Source organism: Rhizobium sp. AN5 (assembly GCF_900215255.1).
In the GTDB taxonomy this organism is placed as follows: Bacteria; Pseudomonadota; Alphaproteobacteria; order Rhizobiales; family Rhizobiaceae; genus Agrobacterium; species Agrobacterium tumefaciens.
The window spans coordinates 270,308-290,902 of record NZ_OCMJ01000004.1 but is presented as its reverse complement, the minus strand read 5'-3'; the positions used below and the strand labels follow the sequence as shown (position 1 = coordinate 290,902).

Genomic DNA, 20,595 nt, shown 5'->3' with positions numbered 1-20,595 from the left:
CTCTGGCAGCAACAGAATATTCGGAAATGGAAACCGCGCTTCGCAAGAGGCGCGGTTTTCACATTTACCGATACCAGTGCAGAATGCGCGAAAACGCGCACCGACATTATCGACGAATACCTGCCAAGGCGTCGCGTAAATTTCTGATTTTATTGGGGAAAATGGTGCTGCTAGAGAGATTTGAAATCAACATTAGATAAATAAAATCAAATATTTATGAGTATTTTTGTAACGGTGTGGCGGACTGAAATTTGTTGTGATTATGCTCGCTTCGGCGGGCTGACAGCCGCCATAAATTTCCGACCTACATCGGTGAACCGAAGCTCTTTGAAAACGCGGATCCCAGTCTGCGTTCTATTGTAATCGATCACGTCGTTTCCTTTTGTGCCGTCGTCCCATAAGGGTTCTTGCTTAGCGCTGTCGAAGAATGCCGTGATTCCGAGCGCATACAGGTGCTGTCCGTAAAATTCAACGTTTTCAGGGAAAGCAAGGTTATCGCGTGGCACCTCATCAAGTTCCATTTGGGTATTGTTGAAGGTCGCTGTCTTGCGGTCAAAATCTTGCTTAAATTGTTGGCGATAGGATCGCCCTTCTTCGTTCAATAGCTGCCACATCGAATTGAGAAGTGTTGCCTCATCTTGCGATAGCTGCCGGACGATCTGCGAAAATGCAGGATGCGCGTTTTGCACGCGGCTCTTGTCCATACTTGAGCTGAGAAGCTGCGAGAACATTTCGGATATTGGACTGTCCTCTGGTTCATACTTGATGCCCTCTAAGACGGGGCCGAGAATCTGTGGCGCGGGCGAAACACGGTCAGCTTCGGGCACGCGGCGAACCGATGTGTCCAGAAAAGCGCGGTAACGGTCTTGAAGGGCTGCGACGAGTTGGACCGGCGCGAGGCCCAGCAGGATGACCTTGGTAACGTCTTCGACTAACATGCCTACCTGCTTTGCGCCCGGCTTGAGCGCATCGTCGTAAGCGTCCTTGACAGGAATTTGCTTGGCAAGCTCTGTCGCAATAGCGGTCGAAAGGTCTGCCGGTTCAGCCATCAATAGCTCCCCTGATATTGGTTAGACATTTGCATGGGGATTATCGACGCTTCTTAGCTTGGTAACGCCGGTAAATACCCTCAAAATGGTCTTCTTTTTTTCTCGCGATTTCTGCCTTTTCCTCAGCAAGTTTACGCTCAGCAGCGAACTGATCGCGCAGCTTGAATAGCTCGCACAGCTGATTACCCGAAACGTCTTCGAACATTGCCTGATAGGCTTCCTGATCAGCCATCGACGGAATTTCGCCGCGAAGCCAATCGAGTAAGAATTCTCTCGACTTCGTTCCCGACACCCAGCCTTGATTAACGATCATTGATGCTTGCTCGACAAGGTGGACCATCTGAAAGGCGTGGAATTCTTCGTCCTTCCATCCATAAATGCCAGCGGCGTGAGCTTTCTCACGTTCAGACGACAACTGGCGGGTTAGCTCAATAACGGTAGCTAAGTTACGTGCTTTTGCAGATTGGAAAATCGCGACAGCAGCCGTTATGACGGCTAAGAATGATCCAAACGCCCCAACAGCGGTGGCGATATCTAACAGATTTAGCTTTTCGGGAAACCATCGCCACTGCGTTGATGTCGCGCATGTCGATAGGAAACAAAATATGCCCTTCTCGGGTGGCATGGCTGTCAAGAGATCAACAATGCCTTTGATCATTTTTTCTCGGTAGAAGGCGGTTTGGCCTGAGAGGTGTTTGGGCCTGTCGAGGTAGATGATGGACGCATAACCGGGGTCGGAAGATAGCTGTGTGCACCTGTCAAAACACTCGCGCCTATCCTATCATGCGACACAGCAGTATCCGGCGAAATTATTGGTTTATCATCGGCCATTACAAACCTCTATTTCTTGGATGACGGCTGTGTCGGTGCCGAAGAGGATACTACCGGCTTCGCTGCCGACGAAACCAGCGGTGGCGTGGGCTTATACCCTTCGGTCAGCAACTTAGGTTTCTCGCTCATCATTTATCCTCGTCTTTTGATTTTGGTTTTTCCTCTACGTTCTTACTTTGGGAAGTGGTCAGTGGTCGAATTAGCGGAGTGCTCAAGTATCCGGCCTGCGGGTCCGAGATTCCCCCGCGCGGCAGCACCACGCCACCTAGTGGTTCGAAGGGTAACCGCCGAATAACCATTCTTACTTCTTATCCCCCGATGTCTGGTTCTGAGACTGGCCTTGCGCAGTCGAGATAGTCGGAGTCGGCAAATAGCCATTCTGGACGACGACCTTTCCTTCTGTCGCTATACGCGGCGTTGGCATAAAACCATCTTGGGCAAAAGTTCTATTTTTATCTGTCACGGGGTCCACCTTTTCCAGTTGGTCGCGGTGTAGCCCGTGTTTAATACACGGGCTACACCATTTTCACTTACCCTTCTTCTCGTCCTGTGAGAGGACGGAAGCGGCAAGTCTTTTTGCATCTGTGGGTGTAGCTTTCTTGGCACCGGAAAGCACCTTCGAAGCTAACGAGGACACCGGCGATGAGGATTGCTTCTTCGCCATGTTACACGTCCCTCGCTGCCGAGACTTCAGGATAGAGTTTCCCGGTGTTGATTTCGCTGACGCGTCCGGGGTTTATCCCAAACCGAGCGGCGATATCGTGTTGCATCATCTTCCGCCGCAACAACAGCTTGATAGCAGCAGCCATGTCGGGCGTCACTTTTGGTGAGCGTCTTGGTGTCGGCATATTTTTTGTCCTTATGCCTGCACTCTGCCTTGCCCTAGTGACTCGGTGTATGTAGAATCGATCTGCTACGATGGATTTTACATCCGCTAGAACATCCGCACGGCAGAGCGTTGCCAACGTGTGCGGTCACGCATAGAGCGACTGCCTTCTGTCCTGCAAGACAGTTGGCAGTCGTTGTTCGCGAATCTATATCCCGAACTGCTAAGATATTGATGCGACTCGATGTCGTTGTCGAGTCCTTTCGATCAAATGCAACTACATTTAGACATTAATTTTCGAAATCCACAGATTGCCTACAACATGCTGTATCTAAGGTAGATTTTTTGCAGAGCATCCTTTATAAGCCCGCCATTCCGGCCGGAATTGCGATTCATTTGTTGCTTTGAGGCACCCCTAGCGTGGGAAAATCTACCGACGGATTTAGATGAACAACCATCAACCGCGCTTATTCTTCCAAGCCTGAATCATCGCATTTATCTTTGGCTGCACGCGTCGCCGGGCCTCCTCACGGTCAACACCTTCAAGAAGCATCTGGTCATAGTCGGTCATAAGATGTCGCAAACTAGTTTGCATGGTGATGCCAACTGCTTTGCCCATAGATACGCCGTGCCAGTCCCTACTAACGATCTCGCCGATAAAGAATGCAACCGCGAAATCCGGACACCCGGGATGCTTCTTTCGAATGTGCTTCTCTGCTGCTTCGGCACTGAAGCGCGTCATGGCGCACCCCGCATCCGATTTTGAACGGCGTAGTAAATTGCGCTGGCGAAGTAGTTTGGCAAATGGCCCATATCGCGCTCATCCCATTCTTTTCGCGTCATTGCCCTAGCCTCGTCCATTGCGTCGGCGACGAGAATGCCAATTATCCCGATCATCAGGTCGTCGGCGTGCTTCGGCGATAAACCGTCATATCTGTTCGACATGGTAGCTCCTGAAATGAAAAGGCCCGCCGTGATTGGCGGGCCGATAATTCAATCTGCGGCTTCGGTAGCCAGCGCATCAAGGACGATGCGGCATAACTCGCTCTTAGACGCTTTTCGCAATCCGAGAACGGTAAGATGCTCCGTCACGGTTAGGCGAAGCGCGGCAATGACTTCCGAATCGTCGAGAGCGCCTGCGGCGGTTTGCAAGTCGTTGCCATACTTGGCCTTCGCGTTATCGATTATTTCGCAAAGGGTCGGGTTGAAGCGCATTATGCTACCTCCGAATACCTAATGCGTGGGCCGAATCCGGTTCCTACTCCACCCATGCAAACCGGCGTATCGATTGCGGCCACGGCGAAAATCATTGCCGTAAGGTCAGCCAAATAATGATTGGTCGAGACGGGAACGAAACCACTGCCAATCCTCGCCTGATAATCGATAACGATCCGAGCGAACGCTTCAATCTGCACGGTATCAAGATCGCCAAGGGCATTCCGGTAGCGGATCAGCGCCGGGTTGCTATCCTTCAACCGTTCCATATCGCTGGCGATACTTTCGCACCGCTTAACGCTTTCACGAAGCCGCCGCTCTGCGAGCGGCACGTTGTGCTTTTCTGCGCAATGCTCAATATAACTGGCCGAGGCCTTCAGTGACACCGCAAGTGCCGTGGGGTCGTAAAATACGGAGTAGCGGTCAATCGTTGCAGCCGGTGCGCTGGTCTGGAGCATGTGGGTCATTGGGTCGTCCCTCTGCGTTAATGGGACCTCCTATTGGTCACACGAAAGTATGGTTAGCAATAGGGCGGTCGTAGGCGTGTTGTAAGCCATTGATTTCTTATGACAGGATTGTTGGCAGGCGCGTTATCCGGCGAGGATCACTTCGCCCTCATCTTGTCCGTTGAAGCACGAGATAGGCCAAATGCCGCCTACTTCACCGAGGATCATGATCAGGCGCGTGCGCATGTCGTCGGGCGCTGCCGGATCGAAGTTGCGGACCTGAGCTTCCAGATTGTCGAGAACGTCATGGTATGCGTCGGTGGCGATATAATTTTGCTGCGTCATTTCCCGGTCTCCGTTACTTCGGTAACGGACCATTAAACACTACCGTTTATAGGGTCAATAAGCGGTAGTGTTTATTTTGAATGAGGGCTGTTTTGGGTAGACCACCTTTACATATGAAACTCACGAATGTTCGCTTTCCAGAGAAAACGCTGGATAGGATTGACGCACTGGTTGGCGCGAACCGACGGGCGCAATTCATTCGGGAAGTTGTCGAGCGTGAATTAGAGCGGCTCGAGAAGGCCGAAACCACGACGGAAACATAGTAGTGCTGCGCTGATCAGGCTGTCGGTGTCGCTGCATTTTTCCGGCGCTTCCGTGAGGCCAGCCTATTGCTCTCCCTACGGGCGGATAGGCGGGCCTCTTCTGTCTCATGGAAGGTATAACCACGGACACCCGTTGCCCGCTTCACAGACTGCTGTTCTTCCCTGTCGCGCTGCTTGGCGAGTTGGCGTGTCGCGTCATTGGCAAACCACCGACGCGGCTTATAATCGTCGCGGCCTTCGGCAGACGCTCGGGCGGCGCGTTCAGCCTTTCCAGATTCGGTGCGCTCAAGTGCGCGCTCTGCCTTGTCGTGCGCCAGACGTTGCCGGAAGCCCTCGATGGAATCAGCAAAAGCTAATTCAACTGCCATTTCGTCACCTCATCATCAATCGTCATCTATTGAGATTTATAGCGGGTCAGATGGTGGCAACGCACAAAAAGCTGGAATAATTTTTGTTGCAAATATTTTTCGGTCTTTGCATCAGCATTCCGTGTGCTTCTCTATCTATATACTTATACTCTTATTATAGAGATATGTAATAGACGACGAAGCACACGGAATGCTGACGCGGGCAAGCGTTCATTACTCGCCGCTGGCGCGGCTCGCCTACGCGGCCTTCGGCCTTGTCAGCGCTTCGCGCTGTCCAGTTCGTCACCGTTCCCCGGAAGGTAGTTCAAGCAGACTCTCCGGGGACGCAAACGCCCTCCCCGGACAAAAATTCCGCGTTTCCGTCATACAGACTCACACACAAGCTTTCAGGTGCCGGGTGTGGGATAGACGCATTCCGGCACATAAAACGCGCCTACACCTCCCTGTGAGTCAAACTAGCGGCTTCTACTGTTGCCGAAGGCACCGGGCCGCGACTGCTTGCGCATTTCGTCGGCGATGACACCGCGAACGGTCGTTTCCATCTGCTTCGCCAGCTTCCCGGCAAGGTCGTTGTTCTGCTCCGGCGTCCCGGCGCTGCCGTTCACGGTAATCGGCGCATTGATAGAGATCGCCTGCACCGCCGCGCTGCTGTTCGCGGCCTTTAGGTCGGGCGTGCGGATCGACGGTGCATCCCCGACGAAACCACCTTCGGCAAATCCGCCCAGCGCGCCGCGGTGCATTGCATCAAGATTGCCGATGCCGATCCGGCTGGTTGCCTTCTTGCTCATGACGTATTCGCCCTTGTGCACTACGCCTGCCGGTTCATACTTCCCGCCATCGCCTGTGTAGCCACCTTCGGAGAAACCGAAGAGCTTGCCAAGAATGCCGGTGCCTATTCCGGCCAGTCCGGCCAGCGGTCCCTTGCCGAGAAGTGCGGCCTGAAGCGTTGCGTCGATCAAGTTATTGATGAGGCTGCGAACCGCGCCATTCAAATCCTGTGTTCCGGTAAGAAGGCCGGACAGGGACGACGTGAAGCTCTCCGCAAAGAACTTTTGCGCATTCTTCAGGCCTTCGGCACTGTCGCCAGCCTTCTTGTTTTCGCCGTCAAGCTGCTGAGTGAGCGTGATCTTCTCGCGAATCTTGGCAAGCTCCTGATCGGTCAGGGTGATCCCTGCCCGCTTGGCTTCCTGCTGGGCCTGATACACGGCAAGCTCGATACGCTGCTGTGATGCAGACATGCCGGAAATCGACTGTTCGAATCGGGCAAGGTCAAGACCCTCCTGCACCGACTGGTTCAGGCTCTTGCGGGCGGCGTCCTGCTGCTTGATGAGATCGGTCTTCGCCTTCTCGCTATCGGTCGGCGCAAGCGGCTGGGCGGCGGTAGGCGTGCCGTTATAGGCGTCGCGAATGGTGCCATCATCGACACGGCGCAAACCCTCCCATTCATTGCGAAGGCCAGCCGGATCATTGCCACGACGACGCATGAGGGCGCGGGCAAGTTCGTCCTGGGTATCCTGATCGTAGAGCCGATCACCGGACAAACCGAGTTCCTTGATAAGTCCCTCAAGGGTTGCGCCCGTGATCTGGTAGCGGCCAAGTGCGGACGAACCCTTGCCGTCGCCGTAGAGGGCGCGGTTCGCCGGATTGGCAAGCATGGTGCGCTGAAGATCACGGACCTGATTGAGCGTCATCCCGACAAGGTTCTGTGCGCCGCCGGTCCACCGGCCATTATCGAGGGTCGAATTATAGTCGCCACCGCTTTCGACCGAGGCGACCAGATCGAGGAAATTATCGTGCTTGCCGAACCGGACGATGCTCTTAGCGCGGTTCGCAAGGTCGGTTGCATTCATGACTTCGCCCATGGTGCGGGCGTTGCCCACGGCCCGCTGATAGGCGGCATCAATGCCGTCAATTGTGGCAAGACTGTCCAGTTCTGCCTTCAGTTCCGGCACAAGCTTCTTCAGGTCGGCGAGCGCGGTCTTGAAGTTCGCGGCGGCGGCGACGTTGCCACCCATCGCGCCGGACAGGCTATTGCTTGCGGCGGACAGTTCCTTAAGCGCCTGCTTGAATTCGTTACTGCCGCCCTTGGCCTCATCAATCTGGGCATCCACGGCGGACAAGGCGGCGCGAAGCTGGCGAAGTTCGACTTCCTTCATCAAATTGAGCGGGTTAGCTTCGGTATCGGCAATCTTACGAAGGATACGCTCCCGCTGGTCCTGAAGCCGCTTCAACTGCTGTTCCGGCGTATTGTAGGCTGCAACAGCCTTGTCACGCGCACCGCCGGACGGGTCATTGATTGCACCGATGATGCGCGATGCGACGTTAACGCCTTCGATAGCTGCCTGCTTGGCGTATATCGTGAAGTTCCGCCACATGGTGGAAAACTCGCGGTCGATCCTTTTCGCGGCCTCAATCTGTTCGTCGGTGAAGGTCGCCGCCTCGCTGCGCATCTTCTGGATTTCCGCAACGGACATGCCGAGCATCTTGGCGAGGTCTTCCGCGCCCTGTCCGCCGAACAACTCATCGAGGGCGCGGGTCTGTCCAGCACGATCAAGCTTCTGAAGCTCACCAACGATCTCATCGAGGAAACGGCTCGGGTCTTGCAACTTACGGCCAACTTCTTCGGCGGAATAGCCAAGCGTCGCGAACCATTCCGCGCCACCACCCTTGCCGGTGCGTGCAAATTCGTCGCCGCGAATATTCAATTCCTTAAGGGCGTCGGTCACGCCGTCGATGCTCATCCCGGTTGCCGTGGCGACATAGCCCCACTGCTGCCAAGCCTTCGCCGAGACGCCAGCCTTGCGGGCCTCGCGGTCAACTTCGGCAACACTGTCGGCGATCTGCTTGAGGGCGATAGCCGCACCACCGATGCCGGCCACCATAGCACCGCCGCGCATCAGCGGCGTGAACATGCTTTCGATCTTCCCGGCAACACCGCCAATCGACTTTTCCATGTTCTGTGCGGATTGCCGAGCACGGCCCTCCATCTTCTTGAAGTTGTCGTTGGTCGCGTTGCGGGCGCGGGCCATGTCCTTTTCATACTTGTTCATGCGAGCCTCAAGGCTCACTACAAGGCGCTGTTCGTCGTTCATTGCGTGGTTCCTTATGCTGCTTCTGACCAAAGGCGGTCGTATTCATCGGGGTCCATATTGAGGATTGAGCGGCGGCTATCGTTCGCGATGGCACGGGACACGGCCATTGCGGCGGCAACCGCGCCGTCGATGCGGTCGGTCTTCTTGCCCTTGTGCATCCGAACAAGGCCGGTATCGTTCCGACTGGCAACAACGCTATCGAAGTGATGGCGAATGATCGGGTGGCCGTTGTGCCGGATGCTGAAGCCGTTCACGGTGCGCTCAAGGTGCCCGATTGCCGGTCCCATCGTCAGCGGTCCCTGCCGCATCTCGATTGCGGGCAAGCCATCATCATGAAGGCGCTGCATCGTCATGCGGGCAAGATGCGGGTCGAACGCGATTTCCCGCACGTCGAACCGGGCGCAAAGCTCGCGAATATGGGCTTCGACGGCTTCCGGCTGAATAACCGGCCCATCAACCGCAATAATGAACTTGTCGTCGCGCCAACGCTCATAAGGAACACCGTCGCGAATACCACGCTCGCGCAAATCATCGCCCGGAACAAAGAACCACGGGTGAGTGAAAACACGCCCGTCGCTATGACGCCACGCGCCCACAACTGCGGTCAGGTCGCCGTTGACGCTCATGTCTACGCCGAGATAGGCCGGAAGTGCCTCAAGATCGGTAAGGTCGAAGTTCGGATCATGCCCGGCATCGTATGCGGCCATACTGAAAAGCGGTTCGCGGGAAGCGGCCTGCCAGATGTTGAGGTTATACTGAAGGAAGGCATAGCGTTCCTGCGGACGGTCGCGGGCGTCGGCTACAAGGTCGCGGAATTCTTCGACCGACACAAAACCGTCTGCAAGGCCGGGGTTCGCCTTGTGCCACGTCGCCGGGTCTTCCCAATCGTCGCCGGGTTCGGCCATAAACAGGATAGGCAGATAGGACGGGTTCACCTTCTCGCCGCTAGCGATCTTGCAAGCGTTTAAATACTCGTCATAGAGCAAGTTTTCGTGTCCAGCGCCTGCCGTGGTGCAGATGATCGTCAGGGGGCGCTTCTTCACGCGGGAAGACTTCAGGGCCTCCCAAAGCTCGCGGCCCTTCCATACGTGCAGTTCGTCGGCGAGGATGAAGGTCGGGGAAAGACCGTGCGCCTTGCCACCGTCTGAAGACATGACTTCAAGCGTGGCCTGCTTCACCGGACATTCGATCAGCTTCTTTGCATTCTTGGCGTCATAGATGCGGGTTCCGGCAATCAGCCGCTTATCCATACGGATGATGTTCCGGGCTTCCTCGAAACCAATCTTGCCCTGATCGCGATCCTTTGCCGCGAAGATTGCCTGTCCACCGGGAGCGGCTTCCGGGCCGATGGTGTGAAGCAAGGCGAGCGCTGCGGCGAGGCTGGTCTTGCGGTTACCACGCGGAAGAAACAGCAAGACCGTCTTCACGATCATCGTGCCGTCAGAATTGCGCGGCCCGTATATGCGGCGAATGATACGTTCCTGCCACCGGGTCAAGGTGAAGAAGCTGCCCGGCGCACTGCTGGCAGGATGCTTCAGAAGGCGAAGAAAGCGCACGGCGCGCTCGCCGTGGCCGAAAGGATCGTCAATCGGACTGTTGTCGAATACCCATGCCGGATAGGTGCTGCCCGCCATCACTGCACCATGAAGGGGTTGCTGGCGACGTCATCGTTACCGCATGCACTGCCGACGCGGGCGCGCGATACTGGCGACAGGCCATATTCGGCGGCAAGCTGCCGGGCCGTCTGCATGGCGCGGTTCTGCATTCCGAAGAGAACCTTGTCGAGCGGGTCCGGCGATGCCCGGCGCGCTGCTTCAATCTCACGGATGATGCCGCGCGACATGCAAAGTTCTTCGATGCCGCTAAGGTCTGACCTCGTGACGATGCCGCGTTCAACGAGGCCCGGCATAATTCGCTTCCATTCGTCGCGCGCGTAGCCGGATAGGTGCTTCGGTGCCGAAGGTGCCTTCTTGAGCGCGTCACTGTCACGGGAAACAGCGGGCTTCACACCACGGGTATGCGTCATGACGTGGCAACCGCCCGCAATTCGAGGCCGCGCCGCCTGCCGATTTCAGTGATTTCCTTCAGGTTATGGGCCGCACCGTTGTAGGAAATCCTGTCGGCGGTCGTGATGCCCGGCAGATACCGGATGCGGAAAATGACGCTCCCGTTCTCTGCTTCGCCATAGCCGGTAAGGAATTCGGTCGCCGACTGCTGCACGATCTCGGCACGCACGGTGTCAATAATTGTCCAGGCGGGTGAAACCGCGCCGGTCGGACCTACGGTTTCAACCTGCCGTTCGAGTGTGATGGTGCGATCAAGCTTCCCGGCGCGCATCAGATAATCCACCGAATGAGGGCTTCGACGGACAGGACGCCGTGACCATAGGTAGGGTCGGGGTCGCGCGGATAGACGGCACGCGTGATGCGGAAATGATCGCAATACCCGCCTTCGATGGTGATGGTCTTGTCTAGTGCTGTGGTCACTGCGAAGGCGATTACCTTGGCCGCATCCTCGCCAGCGTCCAGCGTCCAGATATGCAGGTCCTTGTAAACCCACGCCGCGCGCTGGGCGGTGTAGTCTTGCCCGTGCAATTCGGTGGTGCCATTGCTCATGATGATGCAAGGCGTCTTGTCAGGCCGCGAGCCACCGGCCCGGATATGGTCTGCCGGGACAAGGGCGCTCACTGCCGGATTGGAGATAAGGGCGGCCCGGATGGCCGTCTGAAGTGCAAGGGTCGGTTCAATCATCACTTATTCCATGCGTCCTTTACCGCCTTCTTGGCGGCACGGTTGATGCGGTTCTGAAGGCGAGCGCGGAGCAACCGGAGCGCGGGCCAGAAAAAGGGCTGTGCGTCGGCTTCTGCCGTGCCGTATTCGACAAGGTGCGCGTAACGAACGTCGCTGTTTCCTGCGGTCACGATAACTTCGGTCTCACCTGCTATGCGCGAACCGCCCGGCTGCGAATACGGCGGCGTCGAATGGCCGGGCATGGTCACGGCAATGCTATCGATCAGCGCGCCAGTGTCGCGCGACGTTTCGGCGAGAAGCTTCTGGGCGCTGGCAAGCTCCTTGCTGGACTTCAAGAGGGCCGGAATGACTGCCTCACGCGGCGCGCGCTTGATGCGGTCGAAGGCCGCAAGGGTCGAAGCAAGGCCGTTGTCGTTCTTATTCGCCATTGCCGAACCAGTTTTCACGGTAAGAATTGGCGATATTGGTCACGCCGAGCGGCGCAAACTGCATAGAAATGCCCGCTGCAATGGCTTCCCGCTGCTCATAATAATAGGCGACGAGCAAGAGCGCCGCGCGCTTCAGGTCTGCCGGAACGGGATCAAGATCGGCGAACTGCTTCCCGATATAGTTGGAAAGCCAAGCGTCTGCGGCTTCGATGTAGAACGAAATCAGTTCGTCGTCGGTCGTGCCGTCGATATTCAGGTGTGATTTCGCAAGCGAAAGCGGGACGCTGTTCATGCGTTTTCGGCCTTTCCAGAAAAAGTTATATTCGGCGTCTCTTGTAAGGTGCTCCCCGCGCCGGTTCCCTTCGAACGCTCAAAGTCGGAGACCACCCCCGGCCCGTTGAGATCGATGTGCTTGAGGATGGCCGCGATTACGCTGCCGTGACGGTGGACACGTTGTGCCATCGCATTGGTGCTGATGCCGAGACGCTCGGCCCATTGTCTTGAAGTGAGCGAGACGCCGTGCACTGTATGAATCTGCGGGCCTCGCGGTCTTTCGCGGACCGCTTGGCGCTTAATTATGAAAGGCTTGTAGACAGCCTTAGGCTCTTCGCGGTTGACCCAGCGTTCAACTCTTGCTTCGCGCTGGGTCTGAATGCCGAGAAGAGAATAAGCGCGCTGTCGGATAGCTGCGCACTCGGCGTCAAACTCGTCCTTATCGATCTGACGGGCACGTTCTGCCGGGGTCATACTAAAACCTCATCCGGTAGATGAGGACGTTCGACATCCGGCGATTGAATCAGATAAGTGTATGCTCTCAAAACGTTGGAGGGCATAGAACGATGGATATTGAAGAACACGGCGACTTCTACATTCACAGGCAAACAATCGCTGACGCTGATGGGCGCGTGACCGAATTCTTCGATGTCGGGCATATTATCGATGTGAAGGGCAGACGCATCCACAAGGTAAACTCCGATGTTGGGTTCTCCAATCGAGCCGAAGCTCTTCAATGGATAGAGAAGCAGAAGGCGTAGTGTCATTGCGCGCGCTCCTGCCGCTGCTTGATTGAATTGTGACAGGGTGCGCAAAGCGGCTGCCAGTTGGCGCGGCTGTTAAAAAGGTTCCGGTCGCCGCGATGCGGAATGATGTGATCCACGACGAATGCAGGCTTGCCGCAACCGGGCATGGCGCAATGCGGGTGCATGGCGAGGTATTCGGCGCGGGCCTTGCGCCATGTGTTGTCATAGCCGCGCGCACGGGCCGAAGGGCGGCGTGCGTCATGGCGGGCGTTGCGCTCGCGGGTCGCGGCGCGCTGGCATTCACAAAGAACGCCATGCGGCACAATGCGGCCACAAGAACAGATGCGTGGCGGCAAGCTCATGCGCGACCACCGATCTTTGCCTTGAGGGCCTGAAGCCCGGCCCGGTCAAATTCGGGATCAAGGCCAGCTTCCACGTTGCGTGCGGCCTGTTCAGGGTCAGTCTGCTTGTCTTCCTTGGCATCACCGCTGCCGTGAATGGCCTTCAGCTTGGCGATGTGGCCGGAATACGCGCGGTCGATTTCGGTCGGCGTGGCGTTCCATGCCGCATCCGGTGTCCAGCCAAGCCAGCCGGTCGCCTTCTCATAGAGGTCTGAATAGTAATCCGGCCATGACACCGGCTTCCCCGGTAAAGTAAGAGCGGACTTACTTGCCTCCCTCATAGGGGACGGGCGTAACATCATGACAAGCTGAAAGAGCGGTGCTTGCACGGCGTCGAAGAAAGAGGAAAGCGGCTTTCCGGGTATGCCAGCCAAGAAAGCCGCCGCATCCTGCGCGGGGGACGAAGCCGCGAGGACGATTTCAGAAATGATTGTGAAGTTGCCTTCGTCCAGCGCCCCGAACATTGCGGGAAAGCCGAAGCGTGCTTCAAGGGTAGTTGCGGCTCGCAAGGTAGGGCGAAGCGCCACGGTGTTGCCACCATGCGCGATCCTTACTTCTTCGTAGGCGGGCCGATGGTAGGTCATGGCTTAGGCTGCAACCTTCAGCTTTACGAACCGGTCAGGGTGCGTCAGGTCAGCACCGACGCGCTTGCGGGCGTGGAAACGAACCTGCCCCTTGCCTGCGAGGCTGTAGGGGTCGCGGAGCGTAGACAGGCCCACGCGGTCGATGATGCGATAGCCGGACAGGTCGCCGAACAGGATCGGGAACTTGCCCGCGCCGATATCGTCCATGTCAGGCATTTCGACAATCGGACGGCCAAGCAGGGTCATGACGCCGCCTGCGGTGATCGGGTCGAGAACAAGGTAACGGCCCGTGCCATCCTTCCACTGGCGAATGACGGACAGCGTGTTGCGGTTCATGATCCATTCGCCATTCTGGGCGTGGGTCGTGGCAATGGCGTGATACATGCCGATAATCACGTCGGCAGGGTTCGTAGACGGGAATGCTGCGGAAACGCCCGTCTTCACTTCCTTGATGCCTGTCGCGGTCATGATGCCCTTCGGCTGGCCTACGCCGGTTCCCTTGACGAACGCAACGCCTTCGGTCCTGCCAAAGCTTTCGGCGTAATCGGCGAGAAGTTCGCCCTCAAGGCCGTATGCGTTGTCTTCGAGGAGCTGGTTCGAAACGTCGGTGAAGGTTGCCAGCTCGAACGGCGTCAACTTGACCTGTTCAAAGGTCATGCCGCTTTCCGTGCGGTCTTCCGTTTCAGCCACCCATGTCGCGGCAGTGCCGGACACACGGCGCGGATAAATGATTTCCGGCGACGAGATCGAAATGACGCGGGCATAGCTGCGGATAGGCGAATATTCATTCAACAGCTTGATAAGCTCGCTGCCGAATTCTCCCGGTGCCAGATAGCCGCCGTTAGCGTCGGTCGAAACCGTGAGGGCCTTCTGTTCTTCCTGACTGATACGGTCGCCACGGCGAAGATAGGACACGAAGGCCTTGCGTTCGCTGTTGTCGTTCCCTGCTGCCGGGTGATTGCTGTTTGCCGCAAACGGGCGATTGGCCTTGGCTTCCAGCTTGTCCATGCGGGCCTTGATGGCCTTCACTTCTTCTGCGGAGATAACCGGGTCAGCCTTGACTGCCGGTGCGTTCTGAATTTCTTCTTCCATGTGGTTTCCTTCGGTGATTGACTTAACGACGTTGACGCGCGCGCCCGGATGAACCGGGCGGCGGCATAGGCTGATTTCATTGACGGTGATGGACTTGAACACGCGGCCACCTGCGGCGCGCGGATCAAAACCGGTGTGGCGGAAGCCAATGGACAAGCCGCCGATCTTCCCGGCCTTCAATTGCCGGTGTGCATCGCGGGCGGGGCCGATACCTTCCACAAACAAGCGGCCCTTTACCTCAAGGCCGCTGTCGGTTTCGGTGCAGGTTTCCCAGACGCCGACAACCTTCTGCTGGTCATGCTCCATGACCATAGGCACGCTGTTCGCGAAGGCGATTGTTCCCTTCTCGATCACATCACCGACGCTATCCGGGGAACCGAAAGGCCATGCGATGCCGGTCACGGTGCCGGTATCATCGATAAAGACTTCGGCCTTGATTTCGAGATTTTCAGCTTCGATCACAGGCCGGTATCCTTCAGGGCCTCATTGACGGCTGCGCTCAAGTCGCCGATAGCTGCGGCCTGTCGCAAATCGTCCTGGGGGATTGCCGGGGCTTCCGGCATTCCGAAATAGCGCGCGTCCAGAATGTCAAATGCCAGATGATAGAGGTCGGTGATAAGCATCGAACGGCTGTAGATGCTGATAAGCTTGTGAGACTCTTCCGGTGACATGCCGCCGCCAATGAGGCCGGTGCGGATGACTTCCGTAAGGTCGCTAAAGCGTGCAACGCCCTCGCGGTAACGATAATGCAGGGCCATGATGCCGCTGCCGGTCGTTCGCTCAAGCTCGTGAATCATTTCGGTCGTGAGGGCGAAGGTCTTTTCGCCGTCACCGAAAAAGGCGGTGTGCTGCATCAGGACTTCGTTGCCTTCTCATAGGCCGCAAGGCGAGCTTCGAGCGAAGCCACAAGCTGTGCGATGGTCATGCGTTCTCCTTCGGCTGCGGGCGTTCTGCCGGGCCGGTCGTGGTTGTCGTTGTGTAGGGGTTTGCCAGTTCGTCACCGCCCGGAAGTGCGGGCAGGTTCATGGCAGCGCGGACTTCGTTCGGGGTCATGGCGCGCATGGCGACAAGCTTGCCGAAGATTTCAGCGCGGCCTGCGGCGTCGGCGCGCTGAAGGTCATCAATGACAAATTCGAAATAGAGGGTGTCGCGCTCTTCGTCGGTCAACAGGACCGTGGCAAAAGCGTCCTGCCACTTGTCGAGCCAAGGCCGAAGGCAAAGCTGAAGGAAAGAAGCCGCCATCTGTTCGGCATTGCTCCATGTCGCACGCTCAAGCTGATAGAGCATGTGCGGCGGGACGCCGAAGACGCGTGCAATTTCGTTGATCTGTTCAAGGCGGTTTTCGATGAACTGCGCGTCGGTGCTGGTCATGGCAGGCTGTTCGAACTTCCAACCTGCATCCATAATAAGCGGGTCGCCGCTCACGCTGGCCTTCCACTTGCGGAAAGACTTCAAAATGTTGGCGATGGCGGCGGTTCCAGCTTCGCCGCCCTGCATCTGTTCGTTGGTGATGATGCCGCTGGGTCGTGCGCCGGAACCGAAGAACTGCGAGGCATGGCGTTCCAGAACGGCAGCGACGCCGATAGCTTCCCGGCCAAGCTTGACCGGCGAGACGCCACCGAAAGCCGGGATATAGAGAACGTCGCGGTAGGAAAGACGCACCTGCCCGCTTGCGGTCGAAACCAGATAGAAGGGTTCGCCGTCGTCTTCGACATTGCGCTGCACCTTCGAAGGGTCAAGGCGGTGAAGCTCAAGGGGACGATCATCGGAGGCGCGGACAACCTGCGCATACCCAGCGCCATGAAGCAGGGCGTCGATCGTGAGATCGATGCGAAGCTGCCCGGCGCTGGTCCAGTCGTTCGCCCGGCTATGGGCAATCTTGTGTGCGTTGTGATCCTTGGCGGCTTCCTTGCTATCACCGGCTTCCCGATAGAGCTTGCAGGGAAGAGAGCCGATAGTTTCGGAGATCAGCCGGACAGCATGAAGAACTGCTGGGACGTGCATCGCGGAGTTGCCAGTAATGATAACGCCGGTTGCAGTAGGGATTGATCCGAAGATTTCGCTGATCATAGGATCAGTGAGGGAATATGCCTTCTGTTCTGCCTGTAAGCCAATAGCCTTCTTTGCAGTCGATACGATATTGGCAAGCAGCAAGCGATCCGTCCTCAATTAACTTGAGGAGAGAGTCTCATATCAGGACTCGCTTGTGAATCCGTAAAATGATTATTTTCCTACTTAATAGGAATTATTTCTTACTAAATCGCATAACTTGGCAGCTTATCGATAGCCTTCTTTTTGGCGATTACCGTCACGTCCCCGTAATCGTCACCAGCGGTGCGGCTTCCGTGGCCCGTGATGGCGTCCAATATGCGGCTGTCAATTTCGACTTCCCTACCCGTGGTTTTCAGGGCGTGACGCCATCCATGATTGGGCTGCACCTCATCTGGAATGAGCTTTTCTTTTTGCAGCCAATTAGAAATTCTGCCTGATACGGTCTTAGCGGGTTCCACCCTCCGCTTGCCGTTCATCGGAGGATAGAACAGCGGGCCATCGGACGACGCGTCAACGAAGTCAAGAAATCCCTTCTCGACAATCTGACTGTGCAACGGCACGTCACGGTATTTACGAGTCTTGACGGTTCCAGCGTCGGGCGTGATCCGCATTACAGGAATTCCACCCTCCATTCGAATGTCACCTTTTCGCAGCTGGGTGATTTCCGAAATGCGTGCACCCGTAAAAGCGCAAATGAGCGGCGCCCACTTCTTCGCGGCGCTGGTCTGTGGCTTCTCTTGCGTCTGCGGATTGTCGGTCTGCTTCGGCACGTAGGCCAAGGTAAATTTCAGTATCGCCGTAGCTTCGTCACGAGTGAATCCCTTCGGTCGGTTCTGGACCTTCTGCGCCACTCTTAGCTTTACGGTGCCAGCCGGGTTCTCCGTAAGTTCGTCATTCGAAACTGCCCAATTGAAAACGGCGTTCACGGCGGTCAAGTAAACGTCTTTGACAGTGCGGGGCGAGAGGGTTTTGATCTTCGCGTCTTTCCATTCCAGCACGATTTTCTTTGTGATCTTGCGGGCGTCCGTGGTGCGCGAGAAAGTGATTAGGTCTTCGATGATGGGACGCCACCGTTTTTCGGCCTCCACACCTTTGCCATTGGCCTTCAGTTCCGCGACATATCGATCAAACAGGTCGCGGATCATGACGGGCGGAACTTCTTCTTGAACGGCTTCCGCCGCAATCAACACCGGGTTTTCAGGCTTGCCGGTGAAGTCACCTTCGTCACGTTCGATGGCCCGCGCCAGAAATTCCAGTTCCGACATGCACAACGCACGGGCGACCTTGCGCCATTCCTCAGTGCCTTTGGTGGCCGTAGTATTGCCAAGTCGGCGATAACGTTCCACGCGGTCGCCGATCACCGTTTCAAGGGTGTCGTCGTTTAAGCGTCCGGCGAGGCCGTCGCGAAGCAGTTTCACGCGAAGATCATCAATACCAATGCTTGCCCATGTCGGACCCGCGTTCCGATAAACCAAATCCGATACCAGCCGGGCATTGTAATCACGCACCGCGATCTGATCAGCCGCGAGTGGATACTGGCCCACTTCGACAGGCGCGCCGGTCGCAATTTGAGCCTCGCGTTTGGCGACAGCGATCTTGCCTTGAAGGAAGGCGACGGCGGCGTGAAGCTTAGCAAGCGCCGCCCGGCGGTCTGGCCCGAGGGCTTCGCGAAGCTCTGTCTTGGTGTCGAGGAAGGGGCGAAGCTCATAAGGAATCACGATCCGGGCAAAATAGCGGCCGTCACGATTGAGCAAATATTTGGGCTGGCGAGCCATTTAATCTTCCGTTTGTAACGAGTTTTGTAACGGAAGATTGGATATAAAGCCTTACAATGCAAGGCCTTCAATGATTTCAATGGAGTATGATGGTGCTGCTAGAGAGATTTGAACTCTCGGCCTCTCCCTTACCAAGGGAGTGCTCTACCCCTGAGCTATAGCAGCATCCGGTGCCGAAGCGTTTGCTTCAGCATCAAGCGTGGCGGCCTATTGCCATAGGTTTTTGACGAGCGCAAGTCGCAAAACGATATTCTTCAACAAGCGGGGCAAAAAAGCGTTCCCCCTGTTGAAAAACGTATTTTTCGGATATTGCTGAATTTATGAACGAACATCATGACAAACAGGCAAAGGCGGCGGTTTCCGTGAACGCTTCAGAAGACCCCGTTGCCCTTGCGGCAAACGGCAACGCGCAGGCCGGTCCCGGCGAGAAGGCGCGGCAACGCGAGGCGGAGCGCAAGGCACGGGCAGCGAAGAAGCTGCGTGAAAACCTTCAGAAGCGCAAACAGCAGGTTCGCGCGCGCCGGGCCGGCGATGCGGATGAGACGATTGGCCTGCCTGCCGCAAAAACGGACGAATCATCCTCATAGAGAATTCACCAGCATCATTTGAAACGCCGCGAAAACTCGTCTAAGGACGCGCATTTCCGCAAGGCATGATTAAGAAAGGCGGGCACAGGCCCGTAGGGACGCATGGATCGCATCAGAATTACGGGTGGCAACAAGCTCAACGGCATCATTCCCATCTCCGGCGCGAAAAACGCCGCTCTGCCGTTGATGATCGCTTCGCTTCTGACCAGCGATACGCTGACGCTCGAAAACGTGCCGCATCTGGCGGACGTCGAGCAGCTCATCCGTATTCTCGGCAATCATGGCGTCGATATTTCGGTCAATGGCCGTCGCGAAAGCCAGGGCGAAGCCTATTCCCGCACGGTCCACTTCACCTGCCGCACCATTGTCGACACCACCGCACCTTACGAGCTGGTTTCCAAGATGCGCGCCAGCTTCTGGGTCATCGGCCCGCTTCTGGCCCGTGAAGGCCGTGCGCGCGTTTCCCTGCCCGGCGGCTGTGCCATCGGCACACGTCCGGTAGACCTGTTCATCGAGGGCCTGCAGGCGCTTGGCGCAACGATGGAGATCGATGGCGGCTATATCAACGCCAGCGCTCCAAAGGGCGGCCTGATCGGCGCTGTTTATACCTTCCCGAAAGTCTCCGTCGGCGCGACGCATGTGATGCTGATGGCCGCGAGCCTTGCAAGAGGCACCACCGTCATTCACAACGCCGCCCGCGAACCGGAAGTCGTCGATTTAGCGCACTGCCTGACTGCGATGGGCGCGAAGATCGAGGGCGCTGGCACCTCCACCATCACCATCGAGGGCGTTACCTCGCTTTCCGGCGCACGCCACCGGGTGCTGCCTGACCGTATCGAGACCGGCACCTATGCCATGGCCGTGGCCATGGCTGGCGGTGATGTGGTGCTGGAAGGCACGCGTGCATCGCTGCTCGACAATGCGCTGGACACGCTGCGGCTTGCCGGAGTGTCGATCAGCGACACGGAGACCGGTCTGCGCGTCGTGCGCAACGGCAACGGCATTCAGCCGGTCGATATCGTCACCGAACCCTTCCCCGGCTTCCCGACCGACCTCCAGGCGCAGTTCATGGCGCTGATGACCAGGTCGCAGGGTGTATCCCACATTACCGAAACCATCTTCGAAAACCGCTTCATGCATGTGCAGGAACTGGCCCGTCTCGGCGCGAAGATTTCGCTCTCCGGGCAGATGGCCCGTATCGAAGGCGTTACCCGCCTGAAGGGTGCGCCTGTCATGGCAACCGATCTGCGCGCCTCGGTGTCGTTGGTCATTGCGGGCCTGGTGGCGGAAGGCGAGACCATGGTCTCGCGCGTCTACCACCTCGATCGCGGTTTCGAACGGCTTGAAGAAAAGCTCACCCGCTGCGGTGCGCTGGTCGAACGCGTCAGCGATTGATCCTTTCATCGCCGCTCATTCGTTTTCTCCCCGTTGCAGAGCGGGCCGCGACTGCCTATTTCCTGTACAAGGAATAG

General features: G+C 57.0%; 25 protein-coding genes and 1 tRNA gene. 2 read left to right on the top strand and 24 right to left on the bottom strand.

The features are described 5' to 3' along the window. Positions 1-260: 260 nt before the first annotated feature. The 24 genes from CRP02_RS13695 to CRP02_RS13580 form a co-directional block, all read right to left on the bottom strand. Positions 261-1,049 (bottom strand): DUF4393 domain-containing protein, encoded by a 789-nt coding sequence (locus CRP02_RS13695; RefSeq protein ID WP_097171492.1) that lies wholly within the window; start codon positions 1,047-1,049, stop codon positions 261-263. Positions 1,050-1,089: 40 nt separating this feature from the next. Continuing rightward, positions 1,090-1,707 (bottom strand): hypothetical protein, encoded by a 618-nt coding sequence (locus CRP02_RS13690; protein ID WP_097171491.1) that lies wholly within the window; start codon positions 1,705-1,707, stop codon positions 1,090-1,092. 1,456 nt (positions 1,708-3,163) lie between these two features. Beyond that, a complete protein-coding gene (locus CRP02_RS13685; protein WP_097171490.1) occupies positions 3,164-3,448 on the bottom strand; it encodes a DUF2293 domain-containing protein in 285 nt (94 codons plus the stop codon). Next, on the bottom strand, positions 3,445-3,651 hold the full coding sequence (locus CRP02_RS13680) for a hypothetical protein (RefSeq protein WP_097171489.1): 207 nt from the start codon (positions 3,649-3,651) through the stop codon (positions 3,445-3,447). Before CRP02_RS13680 ends, CRP02_RS13685 begins: the two co-directional genes overlap by 4 nt. A 48-nt stretch (positions 3,652-3,699) precedes the next feature. Continuing rightward, positions 3,700-3,921 (bottom strand): hypothetical protein, encoded by a 222-nt coding sequence (locus CRP02_RS13675; RefSeq protein WP_097171488.1) that lies wholly within the window; start codon positions 3,919-3,921, stop codon positions 3,700-3,702. Next, entirely contained in the window at positions 3,921-4,388 is a 468-nt protein-coding gene (locus CRP02_RS13670; protein ID WP_097171487.1) for a hypothetical protein, read from the bottom strand. The genes CRP02_RS13675 and CRP02_RS13670 overlap by 1 nt, the downstream gene beginning before the upstream one ends. 123 nt (positions 4,389-4,511) lie before the next feature. Next, positions 4,512-4,712, bottom strand: a complete 201-nt coding sequence (locus tag CRP02_RS13665) for a hypothetical protein (RefSeq protein WP_097171486.1) — start codon at positions 4,710-4,712, stop codon at positions 4,512-4,514. Positions 4,713-4,989: 277 nt separating this feature from the next. Then, entirely contained in the window at positions 4,990-5,343 is a 354-nt protein-coding gene (locus CRP02_RS27335; protein ID WP_143539321.1) for a hypothetical protein, read from the bottom strand. 455 nt (positions 5,344-5,798) lie between these two features. After that, a complete protein-coding gene (locus CRP02_RS13655; protein ID WP_097171484.1) occupies positions 5,799-8,435 on the bottom strand; it encodes a hypothetical protein in 2,637 nt (878 codons plus the stop codon). A gap of 11 nt (positions 8,436-8,446) precedes the next feature. Continuing rightward, positions 8,447-10,069, bottom strand: coding sequence for a terminase large subunit (locus CRP02_RS13650; RefSeq protein WP_097171483.1), 1,623 nt, complete (start codon positions 10,067-10,069; stop codon positions 8,447-8,449). Continuing rightward, entirely contained in the window at positions 10,069-10,461 is a 393-nt protein-coding gene (locus CRP02_RS13645; protein WP_097171482.1) for a P27 family phage terminase small subunit, read from the bottom strand. Before CRP02_RS13645 ends, CRP02_RS13650 begins: the two co-directional genes overlap by 1 nt. Continuing rightward, positions 10,458-10,772, bottom strand: coding sequence for a phage head closure protein (locus CRP02_RS13640; protein WP_323455366.1), 315 nt, complete (start codon positions 10,770-10,772; stop codon positions 10,458-10,460). Before CRP02_RS13640 ends, CRP02_RS13645 begins: the two co-directional genes overlap by 4 nt. Further along, a complete protein-coding gene (locus CRP02_RS13635; protein ID WP_097171481.1) occupies positions 10,772-11,185 on the bottom strand; it encodes a DUF3168 domain-containing protein in 414 nt (137 codons plus the stop codon). Before CRP02_RS13635 ends, CRP02_RS13640 begins: the two co-directional genes overlap by 1 nt. Further along, positions 11,185-11,613, bottom strand: coding sequence for an HK97-gp10 family putative phage morphogenesis protein (locus CRP02_RS13630; RefSeq protein ID WP_097171480.1), 429 nt, complete (start codon positions 11,611-11,613; stop codon positions 11,185-11,187). The genes CRP02_RS13635 and CRP02_RS13630 overlap by 1 nt, the downstream gene beginning before the upstream one ends. Next, the gene (locus CRP02_RS13625; protein ID WP_097171479.1) at positions 11,603-11,905 is read right to left on the bottom strand and encodes a head-tail connector protein; all 303 of its coding nucleotides are present in this window, start codon (positions 11,903-11,905) and stop codon (positions 11,603-11,605) included. Before CRP02_RS13625 ends, CRP02_RS13630 begins: the two co-directional genes overlap by 11 nt. Then, on the bottom strand, positions 11,902-12,360 hold the full coding sequence (locus tag CRP02_RS13620) for a hypothetical protein (RefSeq protein ID WP_097171478.1): 459 nt from the start codon (positions 12,358-12,360) through the stop codon (positions 11,902-11,904). The genes CRP02_RS13625 and CRP02_RS13620 overlap by 4 nt, the downstream gene beginning before the upstream one ends. Then, on the bottom strand, positions 12,357-12,653 hold the full coding sequence (locus CRP02_RS27330; protein ID WP_143539320.1) for a hypothetical protein: 297 nt from the start codon (positions 12,651-12,653) through the stop codon (positions 12,357-12,359). Before CRP02_RS27330 ends, CRP02_RS13620 begins: the two co-directional genes overlap by 4 nt. After that, positions 12,650-12,994, bottom strand: coding sequence for an HNH endonuclease signature motif containing protein (locus CRP02_RS13610; protein ID WP_097171476.1), 345 nt, complete (start codon positions 12,992-12,994; stop codon positions 12,650-12,652). Before CRP02_RS13610 ends, CRP02_RS27330 begins: the two co-directional genes overlap by 4 nt. Then, entirely contained in the window at positions 12,991-13,617 is a 627-nt protein-coding gene (locus CRP02_RS13605) for a hypothetical protein (protein ID WP_097171475.1), read from the bottom strand. Before CRP02_RS13605 ends, CRP02_RS13610 begins: the two co-directional genes overlap by 4 nt. A gap of 3 nt (positions 13,618-13,620) precedes the next feature. Further along, positions 13,621-15,171, bottom strand: a complete 1,551-nt coding sequence (locus tag CRP02_RS13600) for a phage major capsid protein (RefSeq protein WP_097171474.1) — start codon at positions 15,169-15,171, stop codon at positions 13,621-13,623. After that, the gene (locus tag CRP02_RS13595) at positions 15,168-15,563 is read right to left on the bottom strand and encodes a gene transfer agent family protein (RefSeq protein WP_097171473.1); all 396 of its coding nucleotides are present in this window, start codon (positions 15,561-15,563) and stop codon (positions 15,168-15,170) included. Before CRP02_RS13595 ends, CRP02_RS13600 begins: the two co-directional genes overlap by 4 nt. Before the next feature lie 67 nt (positions 15,564-15,630). Next, positions 15,631-16,779, bottom strand: a complete 1,149-nt coding sequence (locus tag CRP02_RS13590) for a phage portal protein (protein ID WP_179784147.1) — start codon at positions 16,777-16,779, stop codon at positions 15,631-15,633. 185 nt (positions 16,780-16,964) lie between these two features. Next, positions 16,965-18,536, bottom strand: coding sequence for a tyrosine-type recombinase/integrase (locus tag CRP02_RS13585; protein WP_097171471.1), 1,572 nt, complete (start codon positions 18,534-18,536; stop codon positions 16,965-16,967). Positions 18,537-18,626: 90 nt separating this feature from the next. Continuing rightward, positions 18,627-18,701, bottom strand: a tRNA-Thr gene (locus CRP02_RS13580). 155 nt (positions 18,702-18,856) lie between these two features. Here CRP02_RS13580 and CRP02_RS13575 point away from each other — a divergent pair. Together CRP02_RS13575 and murA are read left to right on the top strand one after the other, a co-directional pair. Next, a complete protein-coding gene (locus tag CRP02_RS13575) occupies positions 18,857-19,123 on the top strand; it encodes a hypothetical protein (RefSeq protein ID WP_097171470.1) in 267 nt (88 codons plus the stop codon). A 102-nt stretch (positions 19,124-19,225) separates the two neighbouring features. Continuing rightward, on the top strand, positions 19,226-20,518 hold the full coding sequence (murA, locus tag CRP02_RS13570; RefSeq protein WP_025592455.1) for a UDP-N-acetylglucosamine 1-carboxyvinyltransferase: 1,293 nt from the start codon (positions 19,226-19,228) through the stop codon (positions 20,516-20,518). The last annotated feature ends 77 nt before the right edge of the window (positions 20,519-20,595 follow it).

What these genes read in the sequence shown, in the direction of transcription:
- CRP02_RS13695 (WP_097171492.1), bottom strand. Translation starts at nt 1,049, where the DNA reads ATGGCTGAACCGGCAGACCTTTCGACCGCTATTGCGACAGAGCTTGCC.
- CRP02_RS13690 (WP_097171491.1), bottom strand. Translation starts at nt 1,707, where the DNA reads ATGATCAAAGGCATTGTTGATCTCTTGACAGCCATGCCACCCGAGAAG.
- CRP02_RS13685 (WP_097171490.1), bottom strand. Translation starts at nt 3,448, where the DNA reads ATGACGCGCTTCAGTGCCGAAGCAGCAGAGAAGCACATTCGAAAGAAG.
- CRP02_RS13680 (WP_097171489.1), bottom strand. Translation starts at nt 3,651, where the DNA reads ATGTCGAACAGATATGACGGTTTATCGCCGAAGCACGCCGACGACCTG.
- CRP02_RS13675 (WP_097171488.1), bottom strand. Translation starts at nt 3,921, where the DNA reads ATGCGCTTCAACCCGACCCTTTGCGAAATAATCGATAACGCGAAGGCC.
- CRP02_RS13670 (WP_097171487.1), bottom strand. Translation starts at nt 4,388, where the DNA reads ATGACCCACATGCTCCAGACCAGCGCACCGGCTGCAACGATTGACCGC.
- CRP02_RS13665 (WP_097171486.1), bottom strand. Translation starts at nt 4,712, where the DNA reads ATGACGCAGCAAAATTATATCGCCACCGACGCATACCATGACGTTCTC.
- CRP02_RS27335 (WP_143539321.1), bottom strand. Translation starts at nt 5,343, where the DNA reads ATGGCAGTTGAATTAGCTTTTGCTGATTCCATCGAGGGCTTCCGGCAA.
- CRP02_RS13655 (WP_097171484.1), bottom strand. Translation starts at nt 8,435, where the DNA reads ATGAACGACGAACAGCGCCTTGTAGTGAGCCTTGAGGCTCGCATGAAC.
- CRP02_RS13650 (WP_097171483.1), bottom strand. Translation starts at nt 10,069, where the DNA reads ATGGCGGGCAGCACCTATCCGGCATGGGTATTCGACAACAGTCCGATT.
- CRP02_RS13645 (WP_097171482.1), bottom strand. Translation starts at nt 10,461, where the DNA reads ATGACGCATACCCGTGGTGTGAAGCCCGCTGTTTCCCGTGACAGTGAC.
- CRP02_RS13640 (WP_323455366.1), bottom strand. Translation starts at nt 10,772, where the DNA reads ATGCGCGCCGGGAAGCTTGATCGCACCATCACACTCGAACGGCAGGTT.
- CRP02_RS13635 (WP_097171481.1), bottom strand. Translation starts at nt 11,185, where the DNA reads ATGATTGAACCGACCCTTGCACTTCAGACGGCCATCCGGGCCGCCCTT.
- CRP02_RS13630 (WP_097171480.1), bottom strand. Translation starts at nt 11,613, where the DNA reads ATGGCGAATAAGAACGACAACGGCCTTGCTTCGACCCTTGCGGCCTTC.
- CRP02_RS13625 (WP_097171479.1), bottom strand. Translation starts at nt 11,905, where the DNA reads ATGAACAGCGTCCCGCTTTCGCTTGCGAAATCACACCTGAATATCGAC.
- CRP02_RS13620 (WP_097171478.1), bottom strand. Translation starts at nt 12,360, where the DNA reads ATGACCCCGGCAGAACGTGCCCGTCAGATCGATAAGGACGAGTTTGAC.
- CRP02_RS27330 (WP_143539320.1), bottom strand. Translation starts at nt 12,653, where the DNA reads ATGACACTACGCCTTCTGCTTCTCTATCCATTGAAGAGCTTCGGCTCG.
- CRP02_RS13610 (WP_097171476.1), bottom strand. Translation starts at nt 12,994, where the DNA reads ATGAGCTTGCCGCCACGCATCTGTTCTTGTGGCCGCATTGTGCCGCAT.
- CRP02_RS13605 (WP_097171475.1), bottom strand. Translation starts at nt 13,617, where the DNA reads ATGACCTACCATCGGCCCGCCTACGAAGAAGTAAGGATCGCGCATGGT.
- CRP02_RS13595 (WP_097171473.1), bottom strand. Translation starts at nt 15,563, where the DNA reads ATGCAGCACACCGCCTTTTTCGGTGACGGCGAAAAGACCTTCGCCCTC.
- CRP02_RS13590 (WP_179784147.1), bottom strand. Translation starts at nt 16,779, where the DNA reads ATGATCAGCGAAATCTTCGGATCAATCCCTACTGCAACCGGCGTTATC.
- CRP02_RS13585 (WP_097171471.1), bottom strand. Translation starts at nt 18,536, where the DNA reads ATGGCTCGCCAGCCCAAATATTTGCTCAATCGTGACGGCCGCTATTTT.
- CRP02_RS13575 (WP_097171470.1), top strand. Translation starts at nt 18,857, where the DNA reads ATGAACGAACATCATGACAAACAGGCAAAGGCGGCGGTTTCCGTGAAC.
- murA (WP_025592455.1), top strand. Translation starts at nt 19,226, where the DNA reads ATGGATCGCATCAGAATTACGGGTGGCAACAAGCTCAACGGCATCATT.